Origin of the sequence: Streptomyces sp. Pv4-95, assembly GCF_045782725.1 — a bacterium.
Taxonomy (GTDB): domain Bacteria; phylum Actinomycetota; class Actinomycetes; order Streptomycetales; family Streptomycetaceae; genus Streptomyces.
Genome location: NZ_CP127172.1, coordinates 1171609 through 1189245 on the forward strand (window position 1 = coordinate 1171609; position 17637 = coordinate 1189245).

General features: G+C 70.4%; 12 protein-coding genes. 5 read left to right on the plus strand and 7 right to left on the minus strand.

The features are described from left to right. Positions 1–75: 75 nt before the first annotated feature. The 4 genes from QOM21_RS05460 to QOM21_RS05475 form a co-directional block, all read right to left on the minus strand. Positions 76–1464, minus strand: coding sequence for a rhamnulokinase family protein (locus tag QOM21_RS05460; protein ID WP_407555583.1), 1389 nt, complete (start codon positions 1462–1464; stop codon positions 76–78). Between the two features lie 141 nt (positions 1465–1605). Further along, positions 1606–3693, minus strand: a complete 2088-nt coding sequence (locus tag QOM21_RS05465) for a bifunctional aldolase/short-chain dehydrogenase (protein WP_407548591.1) — start codon at positions 3691–3693, stop codon at positions 1606–1608. A gap of 44 nt (positions 3694–3737) precedes the next feature. Then, the gene (gene rhaI / locus QOM21_RS05470) at positions 3738–4934 is read right to left on the minus strand and encodes an L-rhamnose isomerase (protein WP_407548592.1); all 1197 of its coding nucleotides are present in this window, start codon (positions 4932–4934) and stop codon (positions 3738–3740) included. Between the two features lie 92 nt (positions 4935–5026). Then, entirely contained in the window at positions 5027–6316 is a 1290-nt protein-coding gene (locus QOM21_RS05475; protein WP_407548593.1) for an MFS transporter, read from the minus strand. A 434-nt stretch (positions 6317–6750) separates the two neighbouring features. On the opposite strand from QOM21_RS05475, the gene QOM21_RS05480 reads away from it, so the two are divergent. Beyond that, complete coding sequence (locus tag QOM21_RS05480; RefSeq protein ID WP_407548594.1) at positions 6751–7071, plus strand: L-rhamnose mutarotase; 321 nt, start codon at positions 6751–6753, stop codon at positions 7069–7071. 309 nt (positions 7072–7380) lie between these two features. Next, positions 7381–9570, plus strand: coding sequence for an FUSC family protein (locus QOM21_RS05485; RefSeq protein WP_407555584.1), 2190 nt, complete (start codon positions 7381–7383; stop codon positions 9568–9570). A gap of 58 nt (positions 9571–9628) precedes the next feature. Here the strand turns inward: QOM21_RS05485 and QOM21_RS05490 are convergent, their stop codons facing one another. The 3 genes from QOM21_RS05490 to QOM21_RS05500 all read right to left on the minus strand — a co-directional run bounded on the left by QOM21_RS05490 (position 9629) and on the right by QOM21_RS05500 (position 13004). Beyond that, the gene (locus QOM21_RS05490; RefSeq protein ID WP_407548595.1) at positions 9629–11836 is read right to left on the minus strand and encodes a permease; all 2208 of its coding nucleotides are present in this window, start codon (positions 11834–11836) and stop codon (positions 9629–9631) included. Beyond that, positions 11833–12543, minus strand: coding sequence for an ABC transporter ATP-binding protein (locus QOM21_RS05495; protein WP_407548596.1), 711 nt, complete (start codon positions 12541–12543; stop codon positions 11833–11835). Before QOM21_RS05495 ends, QOM21_RS05490 begins: the two co-directional genes overlap by 4 nt. Before the next feature lie 116 nt (positions 12544–12659). Next, the gene (locus tag QOM21_RS05500; protein ID WP_393891393.1) at positions 12660–13004 is read right to left on the minus strand and encodes a hypothetical protein; all 345 of its coding nucleotides are present in this window, start codon (positions 13002–13004) and stop codon (positions 12660–12662) included. Between the two features lie 306 nt (positions 13005–13310). Here QOM21_RS05500 and QOM21_RS05505 point away from each other — a divergent pair, with 306 nt between their 5' ends. The 3 genes from QOM21_RS05505 to QOM21_RS05515 all read left to right on the plus strand — a co-directional run bounded on the left by QOM21_RS05505 (position 13311) and on the right by QOM21_RS05515 (position 17635). Next, positions 13311–13709 carry an effector-associated constant component EACC1 gene (locus QOM21_RS05505; protein WP_407548597.1) on the plus strand — a complete coding sequence of 133 codons (399 nt, stop codon included), beginning with the start codon at positions 13311–13313 and terminating at the stop codon, positions 13707–13709. Continuing rightward, a complete protein-coding gene (locus QOM21_RS05510; RefSeq protein WP_407548598.1) occupies positions 13706–16753 on the plus strand; it encodes a caspase, EACC1-associated type in 3048 nt (1015 codons plus the stop codon). The genes QOM21_RS05505 and QOM21_RS05510 overlap by 4 nt, the downstream gene beginning before the upstream one ends. A 243-nt stretch (positions 16754–16996) precedes the next feature. Further along, on the plus strand, positions 16997–17635 hold the full coding sequence (locus QOM21_RS05515) for a TNT domain-containing protein (protein ID WP_407555585.1): 639 nt from the start codon (positions 16997–16999) through the stop codon (positions 17633–17635). Positions 17636–17637: the final 2 nt, after the last annotated feature.

The window sequence follows — 17637 nt, forward strand, 5'->3', positions numbered from 1 at the left end:
GCGGCCCCTTCGGTTCGTTCGGTTCGTTCGGTCCGTTCGGTCCGTTCAGTCCGTTCGCGGCGGGAAGGTGCCGCATCACGCCGCGAGCCTGCGCTCGGCCGCGCGCCATGCGGCGGCGTCGCCCCGCGGCTCGTACCGCGCCAGTGGCTGCGTCCGCGCGAGGAGCGCGCGCATCGCCGCCCGGTCGTCGACCAGACCGTGCGCCCGTGCCTGCACGAGGACATTGCCGAGCGCGGCGGCCTCGGCCGGGCCGGCGACGACCGGCAGGCCGCAGGCGTCGGCCGTCAGCTGGCACAGAAGCGCGTTGCGCGCGCCGCCGCCGACGATGTGCACGACGTCGACGGGGCGGTCGGCGAGCCGGGCCGCGTCGGCGAGGGTGCGGCGGTGCGCGAGCGCCAGCGAATCCAGGATGCAGCGGACCGTCGCGGCCCGGGTCTCCGGTACCGGCTGGCCGGTGGCCCGGCAGGCGGCGGCGATCCGCTCGGGCATCCGACCGGGCGGGAGGAAGGCGGCGTCGCCCGCGTCGACGACGGACCGCAGCGCCGGTTCCTCGGCCGCCTCCCTCAGCAGGGGGGCGAGGTCCGGTCCGCCCCAGGCCCGCAGGCATTCCTGGAGGAGCCAGAGGCCCATGATGTTGCGCAGGTAGCGGACGGTGCCGTCGAGGCCGAGTTCGTTGGTGAAGTTGGCCGTGCGGCTCGCCTCGCTCAGGACGGGCGCGTCCAGCTCAAGACCGGCGAGCGACCAGGTGCCGGTGCAGATGTACCCGAAGCGGTCGGCGGGCCCCGCGGGCACGGCGGCCACCGCGGACGCGGTGTCGTGCGAGCCCACCGCGGTCACCGGCACCGGGCCGGTCAGCCCCGTCTCCTCCAGCACGTGCGGCAGCAGCTCCCCCGCCGGGTCGCCGGGGCGGCGCAGCGGCGCGAACAGGCCGAGGTCGATGCCCAGCCGCTCGGCGACGCCGTACGCCCAGTCGCCGGTGCGCGGATCGATCAGCTGGGTGGTGGAGGCGTTGGTCAGCTCGGTGCCGGGACGGCCGGTCAGCCAGTACGTCAGCAGGTCGGGGATGAGCAACAGGCGCCCGGCAGCGGCGAGTTGAGGAGTTCCGCGAGCCGCCGTCAGCTGGTAGAGCGTGTTGAAGGGCGCGTACTGCAGGCCGGTCGCCGCGTACAGCTCGTCGGCCGGCACCCGCGCCCACACCTTCTCCGCGGCGCCTTCCGTACGGCTGTCGCGGTAGTGCACCGGGTTGCCGAGCAGCGCCCCGTCCGCGTCGAGCAGGCCGTAGTCGACGGCCCAGCTGTCGATGCCGACGGAGGCCACCTGCCCGGCGGCCCGCAGCCCGTCGAGGACGCCCGCGTACAGCGCGAGCACGTCCCAGTGCAACGTGCCGCCGGTGCGCACGGCCCGGTTGGGGAAGCGGTGGACCTCGGCCAGGTCCAGGACGTCCGGGCCGGCCCGGACCGTCATCACGCGCCCACTGGAGGCGCCGAGGTCGACGGCGGCGAACGGGAGGGGGTCGGTGGGTGGCACAGGGTCCTCGCGGGGGTCGTTGGTGCGGGCGGCGGCCGCGCCGTGGTGCGCGGCCGCCGTGACGGGGAACTGGCGGTGTCAGCGCAGGAACGCCGCCGCGACGCCCGCGTCCACGGGAACGTGCAGCCCGGTCGTGTGCGTCAGATCGCCGCCGGTCAGGGCGAACACCGCGTTCGCGACGTGCTCCGGCAGGACCTCGCGCTTGAGGAGGGTGCGCTGGGCGTAGAACTCGCCGAGCTTGTCCTCCTCGATGCCGTACGTCGCCGCGCGCTGCGCTCCCCAGCCGCCCGCGAAGATCCCGGAGCCGCGCACCACACCGTCCGGATTGACGCCGTTCACACGGATCCCGTCCGCACCCAACTCCACTGCCAGCAGGCGCACTTGGTGTGCCTGGTCGGCCTTCGCGGCGGAGTAGGCGATGTTGTTCGGGCCGGCGAACACCGCGTTCTTGGACGCGATGTAGACGAGGTCGCCGCCGAGCTCCTGCGCCCGCATCAGCCGTGCCGCCTCGCGCGAGACGAGGAACGATCCGCGCGCCATGATGTCGTGCTGGAGGTCCCAGTCCCGCGCCGTCGTCTCCAAGAGCGGCTTCGACAGCGAGATACCCGCGTTGTTGACCACCAGGTCGACACCGCCGAACGCCAGCGCCGCGGCCCGGAACGCCTCGGCGATCTGCTCCTCGGACGTCACGTCCACGGCCACCGCGACGGCCTTGTCCGCGCCGCCCAGCTCCTCGGCGACGGTGGCCGCGCTGTCCGCGTTCAGGTCCGCGATCACCACACACGCGCCCTCGGCGACCAGTCGGTGCGCGACGGCCCTGCCGATGCCGCTGCCCGCACCCGTCACCAGCGCCACGCGGGTGGCCAGCGGCCTCGGCTTCGGCATTCGACGGAGCTTGGCCTCCTCCAACGCCCAGTACTCGATGCGGAACTTCTCGGACTCCTCGATCGGCGCGTACGTCGAGACCGCCTCGGCGCCGCGCATCACGTTGACGGCGTTGAGGTAGAACTCCCCCGCCACCCGCGCCGTCTGCTTGTCCTTGCCGAAGGAGAACATCCCGACGCCCGGGACGAGCACGATCGCCGGGTCCGCGCCGCGCATCGGCGGCGAGTCGGGCTCGGCGTGCCGGGCGTAGTAGGCGGCGTACGCGTCGCGGTACTCGGCGTGCAGTTCCTCGATGCGCGCGACGGCCTCGTCGAGCGGTGCGGACGGCGGCAGGTCGAGGACCAGCGGCCTGACCTTCGTCCGCAGGAAGTGGTCCGGGCAGGACGTGCCCAGGGCCGCGAGCCGCGGGTGCTCGGCGCGTGCGAGGAAGTCGAGGACGGCCTCGGAGTCGTCGAAGTGGCCGACCTGCGGCCGGTCGCGGGAGGCCAGCCCCCGGATCACCGGCGCGAGCGCCGCCGCCCGCTCCCGGCGTGCGGCGGCGTCGAGAGGCGCGTACCCGTCCAGCAACGGACCGAACGGCTCGGCCTTGCCGCGCTCGGCGAGGAACGTCTCCGCCGTGCGGATGAGGTGCAGGGCGTTGCGCTCGCACCCCTCGGACGTGTCGCCCCAGGCGGTGATGCCGTGACCGCCGAGTACGCAGCCGATGGCCTGCGGGTTGTCCCGCTTGACCGCCGCGATGTCCAGGCCGAGCTGGAAGCCCGGTCGCCGCCACGGCACCCAGGCCACCCGGTCGCCGAAGCACTCGGCCGTCAGCTTCTCGCCGTCCGCCGCGCAGGCGAGGGCGATTCCCGAGTCGGGGTGCAGATGGTCGACGTGTGCCGCGTCCACCAGGCCGTGCATCGCGGTGTCGATGGACGGCGCCGCGCCCCCCTTGCCGTGCAGGCAGTAGTCGAAGGCCGCGACCATCTCGTCCTCGCGCTCCACACCCGGATACACCTCCGTCAGCGCGCGGAGCCGGTCCAGACGCAGCACGGCGAGCCCGTCGGCGGTGAGCGTGCCGAGGTCGCCGCCCGAGCCCTTGACCCACATCAGCTCGATGTCGCCGCCGGTCACCGGGTCGGCGGCGTTGCCCTTCGCGGAGGCGTTGCCGCCCGCGTAGTTGGTGTTGCGGGGATCGGCGCCGAGTCGGTGCGCCCGCGCGAGCAGCGCGGCCGCCGCCTCGGGGATCCGCGCGGAACCGGCGCCCTTCGGAGGGTCTTGGGGGTGGATGGCGGAAGCCATGAGCAAAGTCCTTAGGGGAAGGGAGAGGTGCGTACGGGGGCGGGTCAGGCGCCCCAGCCCGCCTGCTGTCCGTCGGCGCGCTCGGCGGCGAGGTGCGCGGCCCAGCCGGAGCGGTGGTAGGCGGCGACCGGGTCGGGGTCCAGGCCCTGCTCCTCGCGGACCTCGGCGAGCAGCGGGCGTACGTCGGTGTTGAAGGCGTCCATCAGGACGGCGTTGGCCGCGAGGACGTCACCGGAGCGCTGTGCGCCGGCCAGCGCGTCGCGGTCGACGAGCAGCGCCTTGGCCGTGGCCTCCTGGACGTTCATCACCGAGCGGATGACCGCGGGGATCTTCGCCTCGATGTTGTGGCACTGGTCGAGCATGAAGGCGATGCCCGAGCCCTCGTCCAGCCCCCCTCCGCGCCGTACCTCGTACATGATCCGGAACAGCTGGAACGGGTCGGCCGCGCCCGCCATCAGGTCGTCGTCGGCGAAGAAGCGGGAGTTGAAGTCGAACGCTCCGAGTTTCCGCTCGCGCAGCAGCAGCGCGACGATGAACTCGATGTTGGTGCCCGGCGCATGGTGCCCGGTGTCCACACACACCTGCGCCTTCTCGCCGAGCTTGAGGCAGTGCCCGTACGCCGTGCCCCAGTCGGGCACATCGGTCGCGTAGAAGGCCGGCTCGAAGAACTTGTACTCCAGGACCATCCGCTGGTCGTCGCCGAGGCGCTCGTAGACGGCCTGCAGCGCTTCCGCCAGCCGGTCCTGGCGGTCGCGGATGTCGTCCTGTCCGGGATAGTTGGTGCCGTCGGAGAACCAGAGCTTCAGGTCGCGCGAGCCGGTCTCGTCCATGATGTCGACGCACTCCAGCAGGTGGCCGAGCGCCTTGCGCCGGACCGCCGGGTCCGGGTTGGTGACACTGCCCAGCTTGTAGTCGTCGTCCTGGAAGACATTGGAGTTAATGGTGCCGAGCTTCACGCCGCGCTCTTCGGCGTACCGGGCGAGGCCCGCGTAGCCCTTTGGTCCTTCGACCCGGTCCCAGGGGATGTGCAGCGCCACGGTCGGTGCGGCGCCGGTGAAGTGGTGCACCTTCGCGGCGTCGTCCAGCTTTTCGTGCGGGGTGCGCGGCACGCCCGGCTGGGCGAACACCTTGAAGCGGGTGCCGGAGTTCCCGTAGCCCCAGGACGGCGTCTCGATCGCCTGGCGCTTCAGGACGGCCTTGGCCCGCGCCGTCCGTGCCTCGTCTGCGGTGGGCTCGGTCATGTCTCTCCTGTGGTGACTCATCGCTGCGATGAAACGATTCAATACTGGACGCTAAAGGGCGTTCGCAGGGCCTGTCAACGGCCCCGCCCGGGTCAGGCCACGGCCCGCTCCGCCTCCAGCCGGTCGAGGGACTTACCGGTGGTGTTCGGCATGAACATCCCGATCACCCCGCACACGAACAGGCAGAAGGTGAGGAACCCGGCGACCGCCGTGATGCCGGTCTCGGCGAGGGTCGGCACGAAGAAGGACCAGATACCGAGGAAGACCCGGGCGACCCCGAAGGAGATGCCCTGCGCCGTGCCGCGCAGGGTGGTCGGGAAGAGCTCCTGGCTGACCGTCTTGTAGAAGCCCTCGCCCGCCATGGTCTGGCCGATGCCGAACAGGACGACGTTGAAGATGATCGTCGAGATGGTGAACGGCAGGACGAGGAAGAGGCCGTACGCCGCTATCTGCATCACAGAACCGGTGATCCACATCGCCTTGCGGTACTTGTGCCCCTTGTCGGCAAGACGCATGTAGAGGGCGACGGTGCCGACGATGGCGAGCGCGAAACTCGCGCAGGACAGCAGCACGCTGGTGGCCTGGCTGCCCGCACCGAGGGTCTTGACCATGTACGGGGTGAAGATCCCGTTCGTGCCGGCCGCGAGGTTCCAGAACAGGTAGATGCCGCCGGTGTAGAGAAGGGCCCGCAGATTCGGCCCGCTCAGCAGGTCGCGGACCCGCGCCCTGGCCACCTTGCCGGACTGCGCCGCGAGCCTCCAGGCCACCGATTCCGTCATACCGCGGCGCAGCGCGTAGGTGACGAGGGCGACCACGAACAGCTGGAGGAAGACCAGCCGGATGCCGAGCAGCCCCAGATCGGACAGCGCCCAGGCGAGCAGGAGGACGACCACCGGGCCGAGATTCCACGTCACCTGGGTGAGCCCCATCAGCTTGCCACGCGCCTTCGCCGGCGAGAACTCACCGACCAGCGCCAGCGAGGTCGGGACGTCCGCGCCGACCGCGAGGCCCACGATGAAGGTGCCCACGAACAGCATCAGCGGGTTGACCGCGAAGGCGATGAGCAGCATGGCGCCCGCATAGACGAGCAGGTCGTACTGGTAGATCCGCTTGCGTCCGAGCTTGTCGCCCAGCCGGCCACCGATGAAGGCGCCGATTGCCGCGCCGACGGCGTTCGGGCCGATGGCGGTCAGGGTGCCGACGGCATCGCTGGACAGCCCCATGCTGTCCTGGAAGAGCGACAGGCCCGAGCCGAGCGCGACGATCGAGCCGGCGTCCAGATAGGAAGCCATACCGGCCAGGGCCGTCCACTTCCACTGCTGTTTGGTGACGGCGCCGTCGCCGGCATCGGCCGTGGTGTCCTGGGTGGTCTCCACCGACATCACGGAGCCTCCTTCGTCCTGTTTCGGGGCGGGGGGAGAGACGGCCGGAACGGGCCCGGCCGTCGGTATGAAGCACGTCGCCCCAGGTGGACCGAGGGTCCGACCGAGCCACGGCCATCACCCTCAGGGCTCACGGAATCGCGACGCGCTGATTGAAACGACTCAAACATGGCCTCAGGTGGAGGTGACCGTCAAGACATGTGGCCGTAACTTTTCCGCCGCCGGCACCACTCCGCGCACCACCGCCCGCTCCGAAGGGCAGTAGGGCAGTCCGGGCACGACCGGGACGCCGCGTCCGGGGATTGACTCCGCCTCCGCACCGCCCGTAGCTTCCGGAGAACCGGATTGAAACATTTCAATCAGACTCTCCCTGACCCTCACCTCACTCCCGGGTACCCCCGTGCCCCGTGCTCGCCAAGAGAAGGAGCCGCCCCGTGCAGCGCGTCTGTTTCCTGTTGAAGGTCCGCCCCGACCGGATCGACGAGTACCGCGAACGCCATGAGCAGGTCTGGCCGGAGATGCTGGCGGCGCTCTCCGGCGCCGGCTGGCGCAACTACTCCCTCTTCCTCCACGAAGACGGACTGCTCGTCGGCTATTTGGAGACCGAGGACTTCGCGGCGTCACAGGCCGCGATGGCGGCGACCGAGGTCAACGCCCGCTGGCAGGCCCACATGGCCGACTTCTTCGAGGAGTTGGACGGGCGGGGCCCCGACGAGGCGATGCGCCCGCTCACGGAGGTGTTCCACTTGGCCTGAGCGCGCGGCCTCTCCGAGCGCCGACAGGCGAGCCATGGGGGCGCGCGGGGAAGGCGCGGCGGACCGCGTGGAGGGGGATTTCGCGGACCTCCGAGGAAGGCCCGGCCCCGACCACCCATCGTCCGGCTTCGATCACCCAGCGACCGGCCCCGACCAGCTGTTGTTCGGAGTTGTCGCCGTGCGATGCTGTGGCGTCCGTGGACCAGGTCGGGACGAGGAGAGTTCAGCAGCGTGAGGGCAGTGACACGACGGGTCGGAACCGGCACGTGGGATCGCTTCGTCGCGTCCGACCCTGGACTGCTGCGACTGATGGCGGGGCTGCGGACGGTCGCGGCGATCGCGCTCACCCTCGTCGCCCTCGCCCTGCTCGACACCGACGTCACCCACATGGTCGCCGGTGCCATGGCCGCGATGGTCTCCACCTTCGCGATCAAGGAAAAGCAGGTCGGCGGCCAGGCGATCACGCTCGCCCTCGGCCTTCCGGTCGCACTCGCGGCGATGTCCCTGGCAGCGCTGCTGCACAGCCGGATCATCGCCGGTGACCTGTTCTTCGTCGCGCTGATCTTCGCCGCCGTCTACTCCCGCCGCTTCGGCGACCGCGGGACCGCGCTGGGCCTCATCGGCTTCCAGATCTACTTCGTCTCCCTCTTCGTGGGCGTGACGGTCTCCTCGCTGCCCGATCTCTGCGGGACCCTGGCCATCGCCTTCGCCTGCAGTGCGGTCGTGCGCTTCGCCGTCGTACCGGAGACTCCCCAACGCATCCTGCGGCGGCTGCGCGACGCCTTCCGCGCGCGGCTCGCGCAGCTCGTCGCCAGCCAGATCGAACTGCTCGACGCGCCCCCTGAGCAGCTGGACAAGGTCCTCGACGACCTGCGGCGGCACACCGCCCGGCTGCACGAGGCGGCGCTGATGATCCAGGGCCGCCTGGAGGAGGGAACCCGGGACGCGGCCACGGCCGCGCTGCTGCAACGACGGGTCGCGGACGCCGAGATCGCCACGGAGCGGCTGGGCGTGCTCCTGCTGAACGCCCGCAGTGCCGAGCGCGCGGACACCCTCACCCTCCATCTGCCGCATGCGCCCGTACCGGCCACCGGAACCCTCATCACCACGCACGACGACGCGACCGTCACCCTGCGCCGGGACCTGAAGGCGCTGCACCTGCTGGTGGCACGGCCGGTCTCCGACGACCGGGGCACCGCCGTCGCCCATGTGCGCAACCGGCTGCTGGGCTACCGCGACGAGGACAAGCTGCCGCCCGGCTCGACCGCCGTCCAGGACGTCTTCCGCGGTATCGGTGAGGCCGCCCGCTCCGTCCTGGGTCTGCGCCTCGCGCTGGACGGGCCGCAGGACGAGTCCAACGACACGCCGGCGACGACCCGTTCTCGTGAGGAGTTCGACGCCGAGGACGTCGCGATCGGGGCCGAGGAAGAGGAGGACGAGGGCGACGACCGGACGGGGTTGCAGCGTCCCACCACCCGGGCCGCGTTCCAGGTCTCGGTGGGGTCGGTGCTGGCCATCATCGGCGGTGAGTTCCTCTCCACCCAGCGCTGGTACTGGGCGGTGCTGACCTGCTGGGTGGTCTTCCTCAACACCGCGTCCACCGGCGAGATCCTGGTCAAGGGCTACCGCAGGCTGCTCGGCACGGTCGTCGGAGTGGTGGCCGGTGTCGGGCTGGCGGGGCTGGTCGGCAACCACACCTGGATCGCCTTCGCCCTCGTCCTGCTCTTCATCTTCGCGATGTTCTTCACCGCCCCGCTGTCGTACGCGCTGATGTCCTTCTTCGTCACCGCGATGCTGGGCCTGCTCTACACGCTGCTCAACACCTACAGCTTCTCGGTGCTGGTGCTGCGCATCGAGGAGACGGCGCTGGGTGCGGTCTGCGGCATCATCGCGGCGGTACTGGTGCTGCCGGTGCATACCGACCGCCGCACCGACGAGCTGCTGGGCACCGTGCTGGACCGGCTGGGCGACGTGGTCTCGGCCGCGGTGGAGCAGCTCAGCGGCGGCCCGGCGTCCGACCTGCTGGGCAAGGCGCGGGACCTGGACACGGCGCTGGACGACCTGCGCGCCTCCACCAGGCCGCTGACGCACCCGATCACGCCGCTGCGCGGCCGCCGGCGGACCGCCCGCTATCTGGTGGCGCTGCTGGAGACCTGCGCCTATCACGCGCGTTCCCTGGCGGCGACCGCCGAACTCGTACCGCACAGCAAGAACATCGCGGCCGATCCCCGCCTGGAGCGGGCCGGGCGGCGCATCGCCCACAACATCGCGGTGATCGCCGCGTACGTCGAGGACGAGAAGACCGACGGCGAGGTCACCTCCGGCGCGAGCATCGCCTCGATGCTCAAGCACGACGGTCCGGGCGCGCTGCCGTCGGGCACCGTCGCCTTCCGTGTCCTGCGGCATCTGCAGCGTCTCGACGAAGGAGTGGTCGGCCTCGCCCGGCCCCTCGACGTGCCGGTCGCCGACCGCGGCGACAAGAAGGGCGCGCGGGGCTGACGCTCCAGGGGGCGCGTCGAACCGAGGCGCCCCCTGCCCGCGCGGTGGCGGCCCGACGTCAGTCGGCCGACCGGCGCGGCCGACCGGGTGGGCTCGCAGCCCGCCCGCCCAGAACTCCCATCAGTACCGCCGGCAGCACGCATCCGCCCGCACCGGTGACCAGCACGCCCCAGGGGACGCTTCCCCCCAGCAACACGGCGATGAAGAACATCGCATGCCAGGCGGTGACGACGGCCGCGATGCCTGCGGAGATCAGCAGGGGGACGGTCAGGTGCCACAGGGTGGCCGACCTGACCGCATTCTGACGGCTGGTCAGATCAGCCAATGGCGCAAGGGATTGCCGCGTTCTCACGAACTCCGCGGCCGCGCCCAGGCAGGCGGCCAGCAACAGCAGGGCCAGCCCCAGGGAACCGAACAGGGCGAGCCAGTTGTTCAGCCGGGCGTTGGTCGCGGCGCCCACCAGCCAGCCTTCGCCAAGGGTCTCGACGTTCACGGCGGGCAGCTGCGCATACGCCGCTGCCTCCACCTGGTCACGCAGACCAGACGTCTCGGTGATCACCAGGAGAGATCCGTGCAGCCTGTCGAGACGCAGCGCGGACGGAGCGACCTGGACGCGCAGGCTCGGGCCGTACCAGTGGCGGATCTCGGTCACCCGCCTGTCGCCTTCCGTGACCGTTTCCGGCGTGGTGGGACACCCCAGACCCAGCGTCTTCAGCGCACGGCAGGAGCCCTGGAGCAGTGTGGCCCGCTGCTCGGAATCCGTGTTCAGGGCGACGAGCACGGCCCCCGCCGGGAGTGAGCGGGCGAGCTTCTCGATCAGCGGTGGCGTCAGGTCACGGCTCTGGACGCTGATCACGCTGTCGCCGACGCCCGCCTGGGAGACGCGTGCCGCGAGGGCCTGCTCGCCGACCCGGCTGTTCCATACCTGAAGCTGGCAGACCAGCCCCAGGCCGATGACGATGGCGAGGGCGGGACGGACCACGACAGCCGGGTGGGCGATCGTCCAACGCCCTCCGATCAGTTGCCCGGGACTGCCGGTGCGGAGTCCGCGCGCCGCGATCTTCTCCCCCACCCGGCGGACGGCCACGACGGCCGCGGACGGCAGCAGCGCCCACATGACGAGCGTGCCACCGGCGAAGGTCACGAGGCCGGGCGTAGCGCTGAGGTACTGGCTGAACGCGACGGTGGCCACGCCGACACCGCACCCGATGAGCCGCCATCGCGGCACCCGGCCGGACGACGCGCGGATTCCGGCAGCACCTCCCCTGCGTTCCCCGCGGGCGAGCAGGGCCACCACCACCAGGGTGAAGGCGAAGGACAGCACGATGGCGGTGAGCAGCATCGGCCAAGCCGTACGCAGGTCACTGCTGTTCAGCAGATAACCGGTGGGCGGAATCCTGACGTTCGTCGACAGCGCGGCGAGCATCGGGAGAAGCGCCAGAGCGGTTCCGGCTGCGGCGGGCGGAACCGCTGCGCCCATGCTGACGAGCACACGGTGCCGCCAGGTCCCGGCATGTTCCTGCGGCGGCAGGCCGAGGAGGCGGTCGAGAGCACGCGAGCGGACGCGAGCAGCGACGACCAGCAGCCCGAGCGCCGGAAGACCCGTCAATACCCCGAGTGCGAGCAGCACTTGCCCGAGCGGGCGGGAGTTCAAGACCTCGCCCATCGGGTAGCTCTCCCCGAATCCCCGCACCGGCCACCAGGACTCCCGCTCCCGGGCTTCAGGAGCTCGCGAGGAGCCGACGTACGCCAGACGCTCGGAGGGGGAGACCAGGCCGGATGTGCCGATCGTTCCGGCGTAACGGCCGTAGCGGCTCTTGATGCCGTCGCGCTGCCCCTCGCGGGCCAGCTCCGGGGACAGCATCACCTCCCCGGGGGCGGGCCACCGGGTCAGCCCGGGCGGGGGTTGCGCGCCGGCCTTCAGCGGATGGAGGTGGACAACCGTGTGCTGGACCTCGCCGACCGCGTCGAACCCCTCTCGCCACAGCGCGACGGCGTCCTGCTGCCGCTCGGTGATCACCGGTCCGCGCGCCTGATTCCGCGCCGCGCGCCCGTCGTAGGTGGCGACGGCGGTGACGGCCCCCAGGACCACGAGGGCGACCGCGGCCGCGGCCGCGAACACCGCCCAGAACCTCAGCCGGTCCCCGTACCTTCGGCGCCCGGCAGAGAATCCGGCGCGGAGCAGCCGCCACCACTGCCAACCGCCGCGTGGCGCCTCCGGGGTGGAGCCCTCGGTCTCCGCTGTTCTCTCGGCGACGGCGCTCACGCGGCCACCTCTTCCGGGACGTCCGTGAGCATCCCGTTCCGCAACCGAAGCGTCCGGTCGGCCCGCGCGGCCACCGACAGATCGTGGGTGGCAACCAGCAGGGCACAGCCCCGTTCCCGGGCCACCGCGAACAGCAGGTCGGCCACGTCCTCCCGGGTCTCCGGGCCGAGCGCCCCGGTCGGTTCGTCCGCGAGGAGGATGTCCGGGCCGGCGATGAGGGCGCGGGCCACGGCGACGCGTTGGCGTGCGCCCTCGGAGAGCGCCCCGACCGGCGTACCCTCCCCCGGCGCACCCACCTCGGTCAGCAGTTCCGCGGCGCGCTTGTACGCAGCACGGTGATCGCCGCCCGAGAGCAGTACGGGCAGGGCCACGTTCTCCACCGGCGTGAGTTCGGGCAGCAGTTCACCGAACTGCGGGACCACACCGATACGTTGGCCGCGCAACCGCGTCACCTCGTCCTCCCGCAACCCAGTCAGCTCCCGGCCGTCGACCCTGACCGTTCCACTGTCCGGCTCGGTCAGGCCGAGGACGCACCTCAGCAGCGTCGACTTCCCGCAGCCGCTCGGGCCGGTGACCGCCACCGACTCCCCCGGGCCGACCGCCAGGCCGACACCGTCCAGCAGCACGCGTTCGCCCAGCCGGTAGCGGAGACCCTCCACCTGCAGGCCGGTCAGCTCTCCGGCTGTCACCGTCGTTCGCCCCTTCATCCTCGCCGCGGCCCACCCCGGGGCCGCGGTCACTCCGATCGGAAAATGAGCCCGCCGGGCCGGCCGTCGTACGGCCGACCCGGCGGTGAGACCCGGATCAGGTCTCAGGGTTGTTCTCAGGGAGCGACCCAGCCGGAGCAGTCGTCCGCGGAACCGTAGTTCTCGTCGCAGGCCTGGAACTTGATGATCTTGGACCCGCCGCCGGAGTAGACGGTCGTGCCGGGACCGCTGTGGTTCCACAGGGTCCTCTTGGTGCCCGCGCTGGCCTGGCGGTAGTACTCCGCCTTGCCGGGGTCGCCGTCCTTGCTCTCGTCCTTGACGGCGATCTTGCCGGAGTCGCTCTGCGCCGGCGACCACGCGCTGACGCCTCCGCCCTTGGCGGTGAGCGCGAACGCGCTGGTGGTGGGCAGCACGAGACCGGCGGCGACGATCACCCCGGCGATGAGCTTGAGTCTGGACACGCAGTTTCCCCTCTTTGGTCATGTGGCTGAAGATCAGCGGTTGTTGACGGATTTGATAGTTGATGACAGCGCATTTCCGATCAAGAGGAAGGGGGCAGGTGTGCCCCAGGTCACAGAACAGGTGTACACACCTGGACGGGTGTGGCGTGTGGTGCCCGAGAGGTCGGTGGGGCCGGATGGGACCTCGCGGAACGCGGGCCCACCAGCCTCATGACTCCCGCCACTTTCCGAGATCGAGTGGTTAGGATTGGCAGTCCTGTTGGGAGGCCCGCGAGGGGCCGCACACCCGAGGGAGGGGGCGCAAGGGTGCAGGTCGACATCGTCATGGAAGGTGACAGCGACGACCGGTCCGCTGCGTCGACGGCCTCCTTGACGTCCTTGTACCGCTGGCTGGTCCAGGATCCCGATGTGGCACAGCAAGCCGATGTCTCGCTGGGATCCGAGCAGGCGGCGTCGGGCGAGATGAGCGGCGCGTTCGACGTGATCAACGCCGTGGTCGCCAACGGCATCGCCCTCGGCAGCCTGGCGATCGCATGCGCCACGTGGCGGGCAGCGCGTCCTTCCGCCCCTGCCGTACGGATCGAACGGAACGGAGTCACCGTCACCGTCGAGGACGCCTCTCCGGAGACGGTACGGCGGATCGTCGACGCCCTGGGTGAACCGCAGGCGCCGGCCGGCGGAGCGGGGGCGGATCAGCAGCAGTGACGGCGTTATCCGACCCGGCCGCGTCGCGGGCGCTGCTCATCGGCGTCCACCGCTACGACAGGCTGGACGAACTGCCCGCGGTCGAGCGCAACCTGAGCGGGCTGAAGCGCGCCTTCATGGATGAGGCGCTGTGGGGGCTGCCGGAGGCGCACTGCACCGAGCTGTCCCAACCGGAGAGCGCGCAGGCGGTGCTCGACACTCTCCACTCCGTCGCCCTGCAGACCACCGACACCCTGGTCGTCTACTACGCAGGCCATGGACTCACCGACCCCTACAGCGACGAGCTGTATCTGGCGCTGCCCGGTTCGGACCAGAACCGCATGTACAGCGCCCTGCCGTACGAGTGGGTGCGCCGGGCGATGCTCGATCCGCACATCAAGGCCCGGCGCAAGGTGGTGATTCTGGACTGCTGCTACAGCGGACGAGCCCTGCTGGGCGGTATGAGCGGCGTCGATCAGGTCGCCGACCGCGCCCTCATCGAGGGGACCTGCCTGATGGCGGCCGCGGCGGAGACCCGCAAGGCCCTGTCCCCTCCTGGTGAGGAGTTCACCGCGTTCACCGGCGAACTCATCACGGTCCTGGGCGAGGGCATCGCCGGCGGCCCGCCCCTGCTGGACATGCACACACTGTTCCGCCACCTGCACTCCACCCTGGCGGCCAAGAGCAGGCCGATCCCGCAGCAACGCAACCGCAACACGGGCGGGTTGATCGCGCTGGCCCGCAACCGCTTGTACGCCCCCGTTGTTCCGGACACGGCGCTCCCCCAGGCACCTGCCTTTCCGCCGCCACCCCCGCCAGAGCCGCCGACCACGGAGGTGGAGTGGCGCGCGGAGGTTGAGGAGCCCGCGGAGGTGGAGGAGCCTGCTACGGCGGATGTCCCTGCCGAGGAATCCGTGGAGACGGACCGGCCCGCAGAAGGGGACGAGCAGGCCGAAGCGGACCAGCCCCTGGGAACCGACCAGCCCACGGAGACCGACGAACCCGGTGAGGCGGAGGAGCGCGCCGATGCCGGAGAGCCCACGGAGGCAGAGGAGCGCGGCAAGGCAGAAGCTCCAGCGGAGGCAGAGAAGCCCGACGAGGCAGAAGCTCCAGTGGAGGCAGAGGCTCCTGCGGCGGCGGAGGAATCCGCCGAGACCGGCGAACCCGCCCGCCCCCGGCCCGTCGAACACCTCCCAGCGCCGCCCCACCAGGACGCGCTGCGGAGCGCCACCACCAACCCTGCCACCGTCTCGCCCACCCACCCCACGCGCATCAGCTCCCCGCGCCTCAAGATCGGTGTGGCATCGCTGGCGGTACTCCTGGCCGCGGGCATCCCCGCCGTCATCAGCTGGCTTCCTGACCCGCCCGACGATGCCGGCGGCCCCTCCCCGGCCAAATACAACGACGCGATCAGAAATGTCGTCAGCGAATCGACGGCCAGAGGCAACACGCTCAACTTCGTCGGCAGCGATGCCGACTCCTGGGATCCGCAGCGCAGCTACTACGGCTACGCCTGGAACTTCGCCCGCTACTACACCCGCCAACTCGTCACGTACGCGCCCAAGCCGGGCGCCGAGGGCACGGCACTGACGCCGGACCTGGCCACCGGCAGGGCAAAGATCTCCGACGGCGGCAAGACGTACACGTACACCCTGCGCAAGGGGATCGCCTGGGAGGACGGCTCCCCCATCACGGCCCAGGACATCAAGTACGGAATCGAGCGGATCTGGGCTCAGGACGTCGTTTCCGGTGGTCCGACCTACCTCCAGGAGGCCCTCGATCCGCACCAGACCTACAAGGGCCCGTACAAGGACAAGTCCGCGGACAAGCTGGGCCTGAAGGCCATCGAAACGCGTGGCACGAGGACCATCGTCTTCAAACTTCCCGAACCCAACGCCGAATTCGAGCAGTTGCTGGCCATGCCCGCGGCCTCTCCGGTGAAGCGGGCAAAGGACACCAGGGCCAAGTACGGTCTCGATCCGTTTTCCAGCGGCCCCTACACCTTCCATTCCTACGCACCGAACAATTCCCTGGAGCTGGTACGCAACAAGCACTGGGAGAAATCCACCGACCGGATCCGCAACGCCTTGCCGGACAAGATCAAGGTCACCTTTTCCCCCAATCAGGAGGCCAACGAAAAGGCCCTGACCACAGGCAAGTTCGACCTGATGCTCGGTGGGCGGGGCCTGAGCCGTCCGGCCCAGGCAAATGCGTTCCAGAGCTCAGACCTCAAGAGGAACCTCGACACCCCCCTCACCGGCACCGTGCGCTACGCCGCCTTTCCGCAGAAGGTCGCGCCGATGAACGACCTCCATTGCCGCATGGCCGTCTTCTACGCCGCCGACCGCCAGTCGCTGCAGACGGCGCTCGGGGGGCCGACGGCCGGGGACGTCACCGCCGATATGCTTCCCCGGTACCTCAAGGGATCGGACGCCGAGTACGACCCGTACGGCGTGCGGAAGAACGGCGGCCGGCCGGATGTGGACAAGGCCAGAGCCGCATTGAAGAAGTGTGGGCGACCGAACGGCTTCACCACGAACATGGCCGTGCGCAACACCGCGCCGGAGGTGGAAGCCGCCGAATCCCTCGCGGATTCACTGAAAAGGGCGGGCATCAGGGCGGAGATCCATCGGATCGATCGTGAAGACGTCCCCAACATTTTGGCCTCGCCGCTCGCCGTGAGGAAGGCGGCGTACGGCATCGTCCTCGGGAGCTGGAAGGCCGACTTCCCCACCGCGCAGGCATTCTGGAAGTCACTGGTCGACAGCAGGTTCATCTCCCTCAAGGGCAATTACAACGTCACCGAGGTCGACGACCCGGCCATCGACAAAGCCCTCGACAAGGCCGTCGACTCCACAGGCCCTGCCGGGGCACCCGGCGTCGACCCGGACAAGGCCGGTACGTACTACGAACAGATCAACCGGGCGGTCGCGGAGGGGGCCTACTACCTTCCCTTTCTTCAGGAAAGGATGGTCAACTGGCGCAGCCCGCGCCTGACCAATGTGTACGTGTCCGAAGCCTACGGCGACTACGACTTCGCCCGACTGGGCGTCAGCGGAAAGTAGCCCCGGCCTTCCGCAGAATGAGATCCGTACCGGAAAATCCCGCCCATCGCTCGCTGTTGGCCTGAACACGTAGCCATATTTCACCCGTTACGGCATTGTGCGCGCACGCACCGCGCTCAGCCCCTTACCTTGCGCAAGTGGCTGCCTGCTCAGGTATGTCATCGATCATTCAGAGCGCAAGGAGACTCCTGAGTGAAGCGAACCCGCACCCTCCGCACGCTACTTGCCGCCCTTGGTGTCGCCATGACCATGGCGGCAGCCCCCGCCGCGGCCGCCGGCCCGCACGAGCAGGACCGGGGCCGCCGGTCCGCCGCGGCGCCGCCCGCACCCTGCACCGGGGAGTACCACGGAGAGGCCCGGCTGGGGCCGAAGGCGCTCCCGGAGAAGTGGCACGCACCGGTGGGCCCGCTCCTGAACGGGTGGAAGCGGACAGGAAAGTTGTCGCCCTCGGCCTTCCTGTCGAAGTACTGGCAGGGCCCCGCGGAGAGCGGCAGCTGGAAGTACCCGCCCAACGACGGGTTCGCCGAGGTCAACGGTGAGATCGACAAGGAGCCCACGAAGCTCCGCACGGGCCTGCGCCTCGACCGCTTCGGATCGGAGTACGGTGCGTATCTGGCCCCGGCCGGCGACCGCTACGCCGAGCGGGCGCTCCCTCCGCAGAACCTCAACACGCGCGATGCGGCGACGCCGTGCGACTACCACGTCTACAAGGTCACCAAGGCGTTCTGGGTGTGGGAGGGCAGCATCGCGCCCTGGTTCGAGCAGCCCGGCGGGGGCCGGCAGATCAAGCTCGACCCGGTCTTCCTCGACCCGAGCGAAGGACAGCGGCTGAATGTGAAATGGCTGCTGGAGCACGACTACCTCGCCTCGGTGGAACCGTAGTA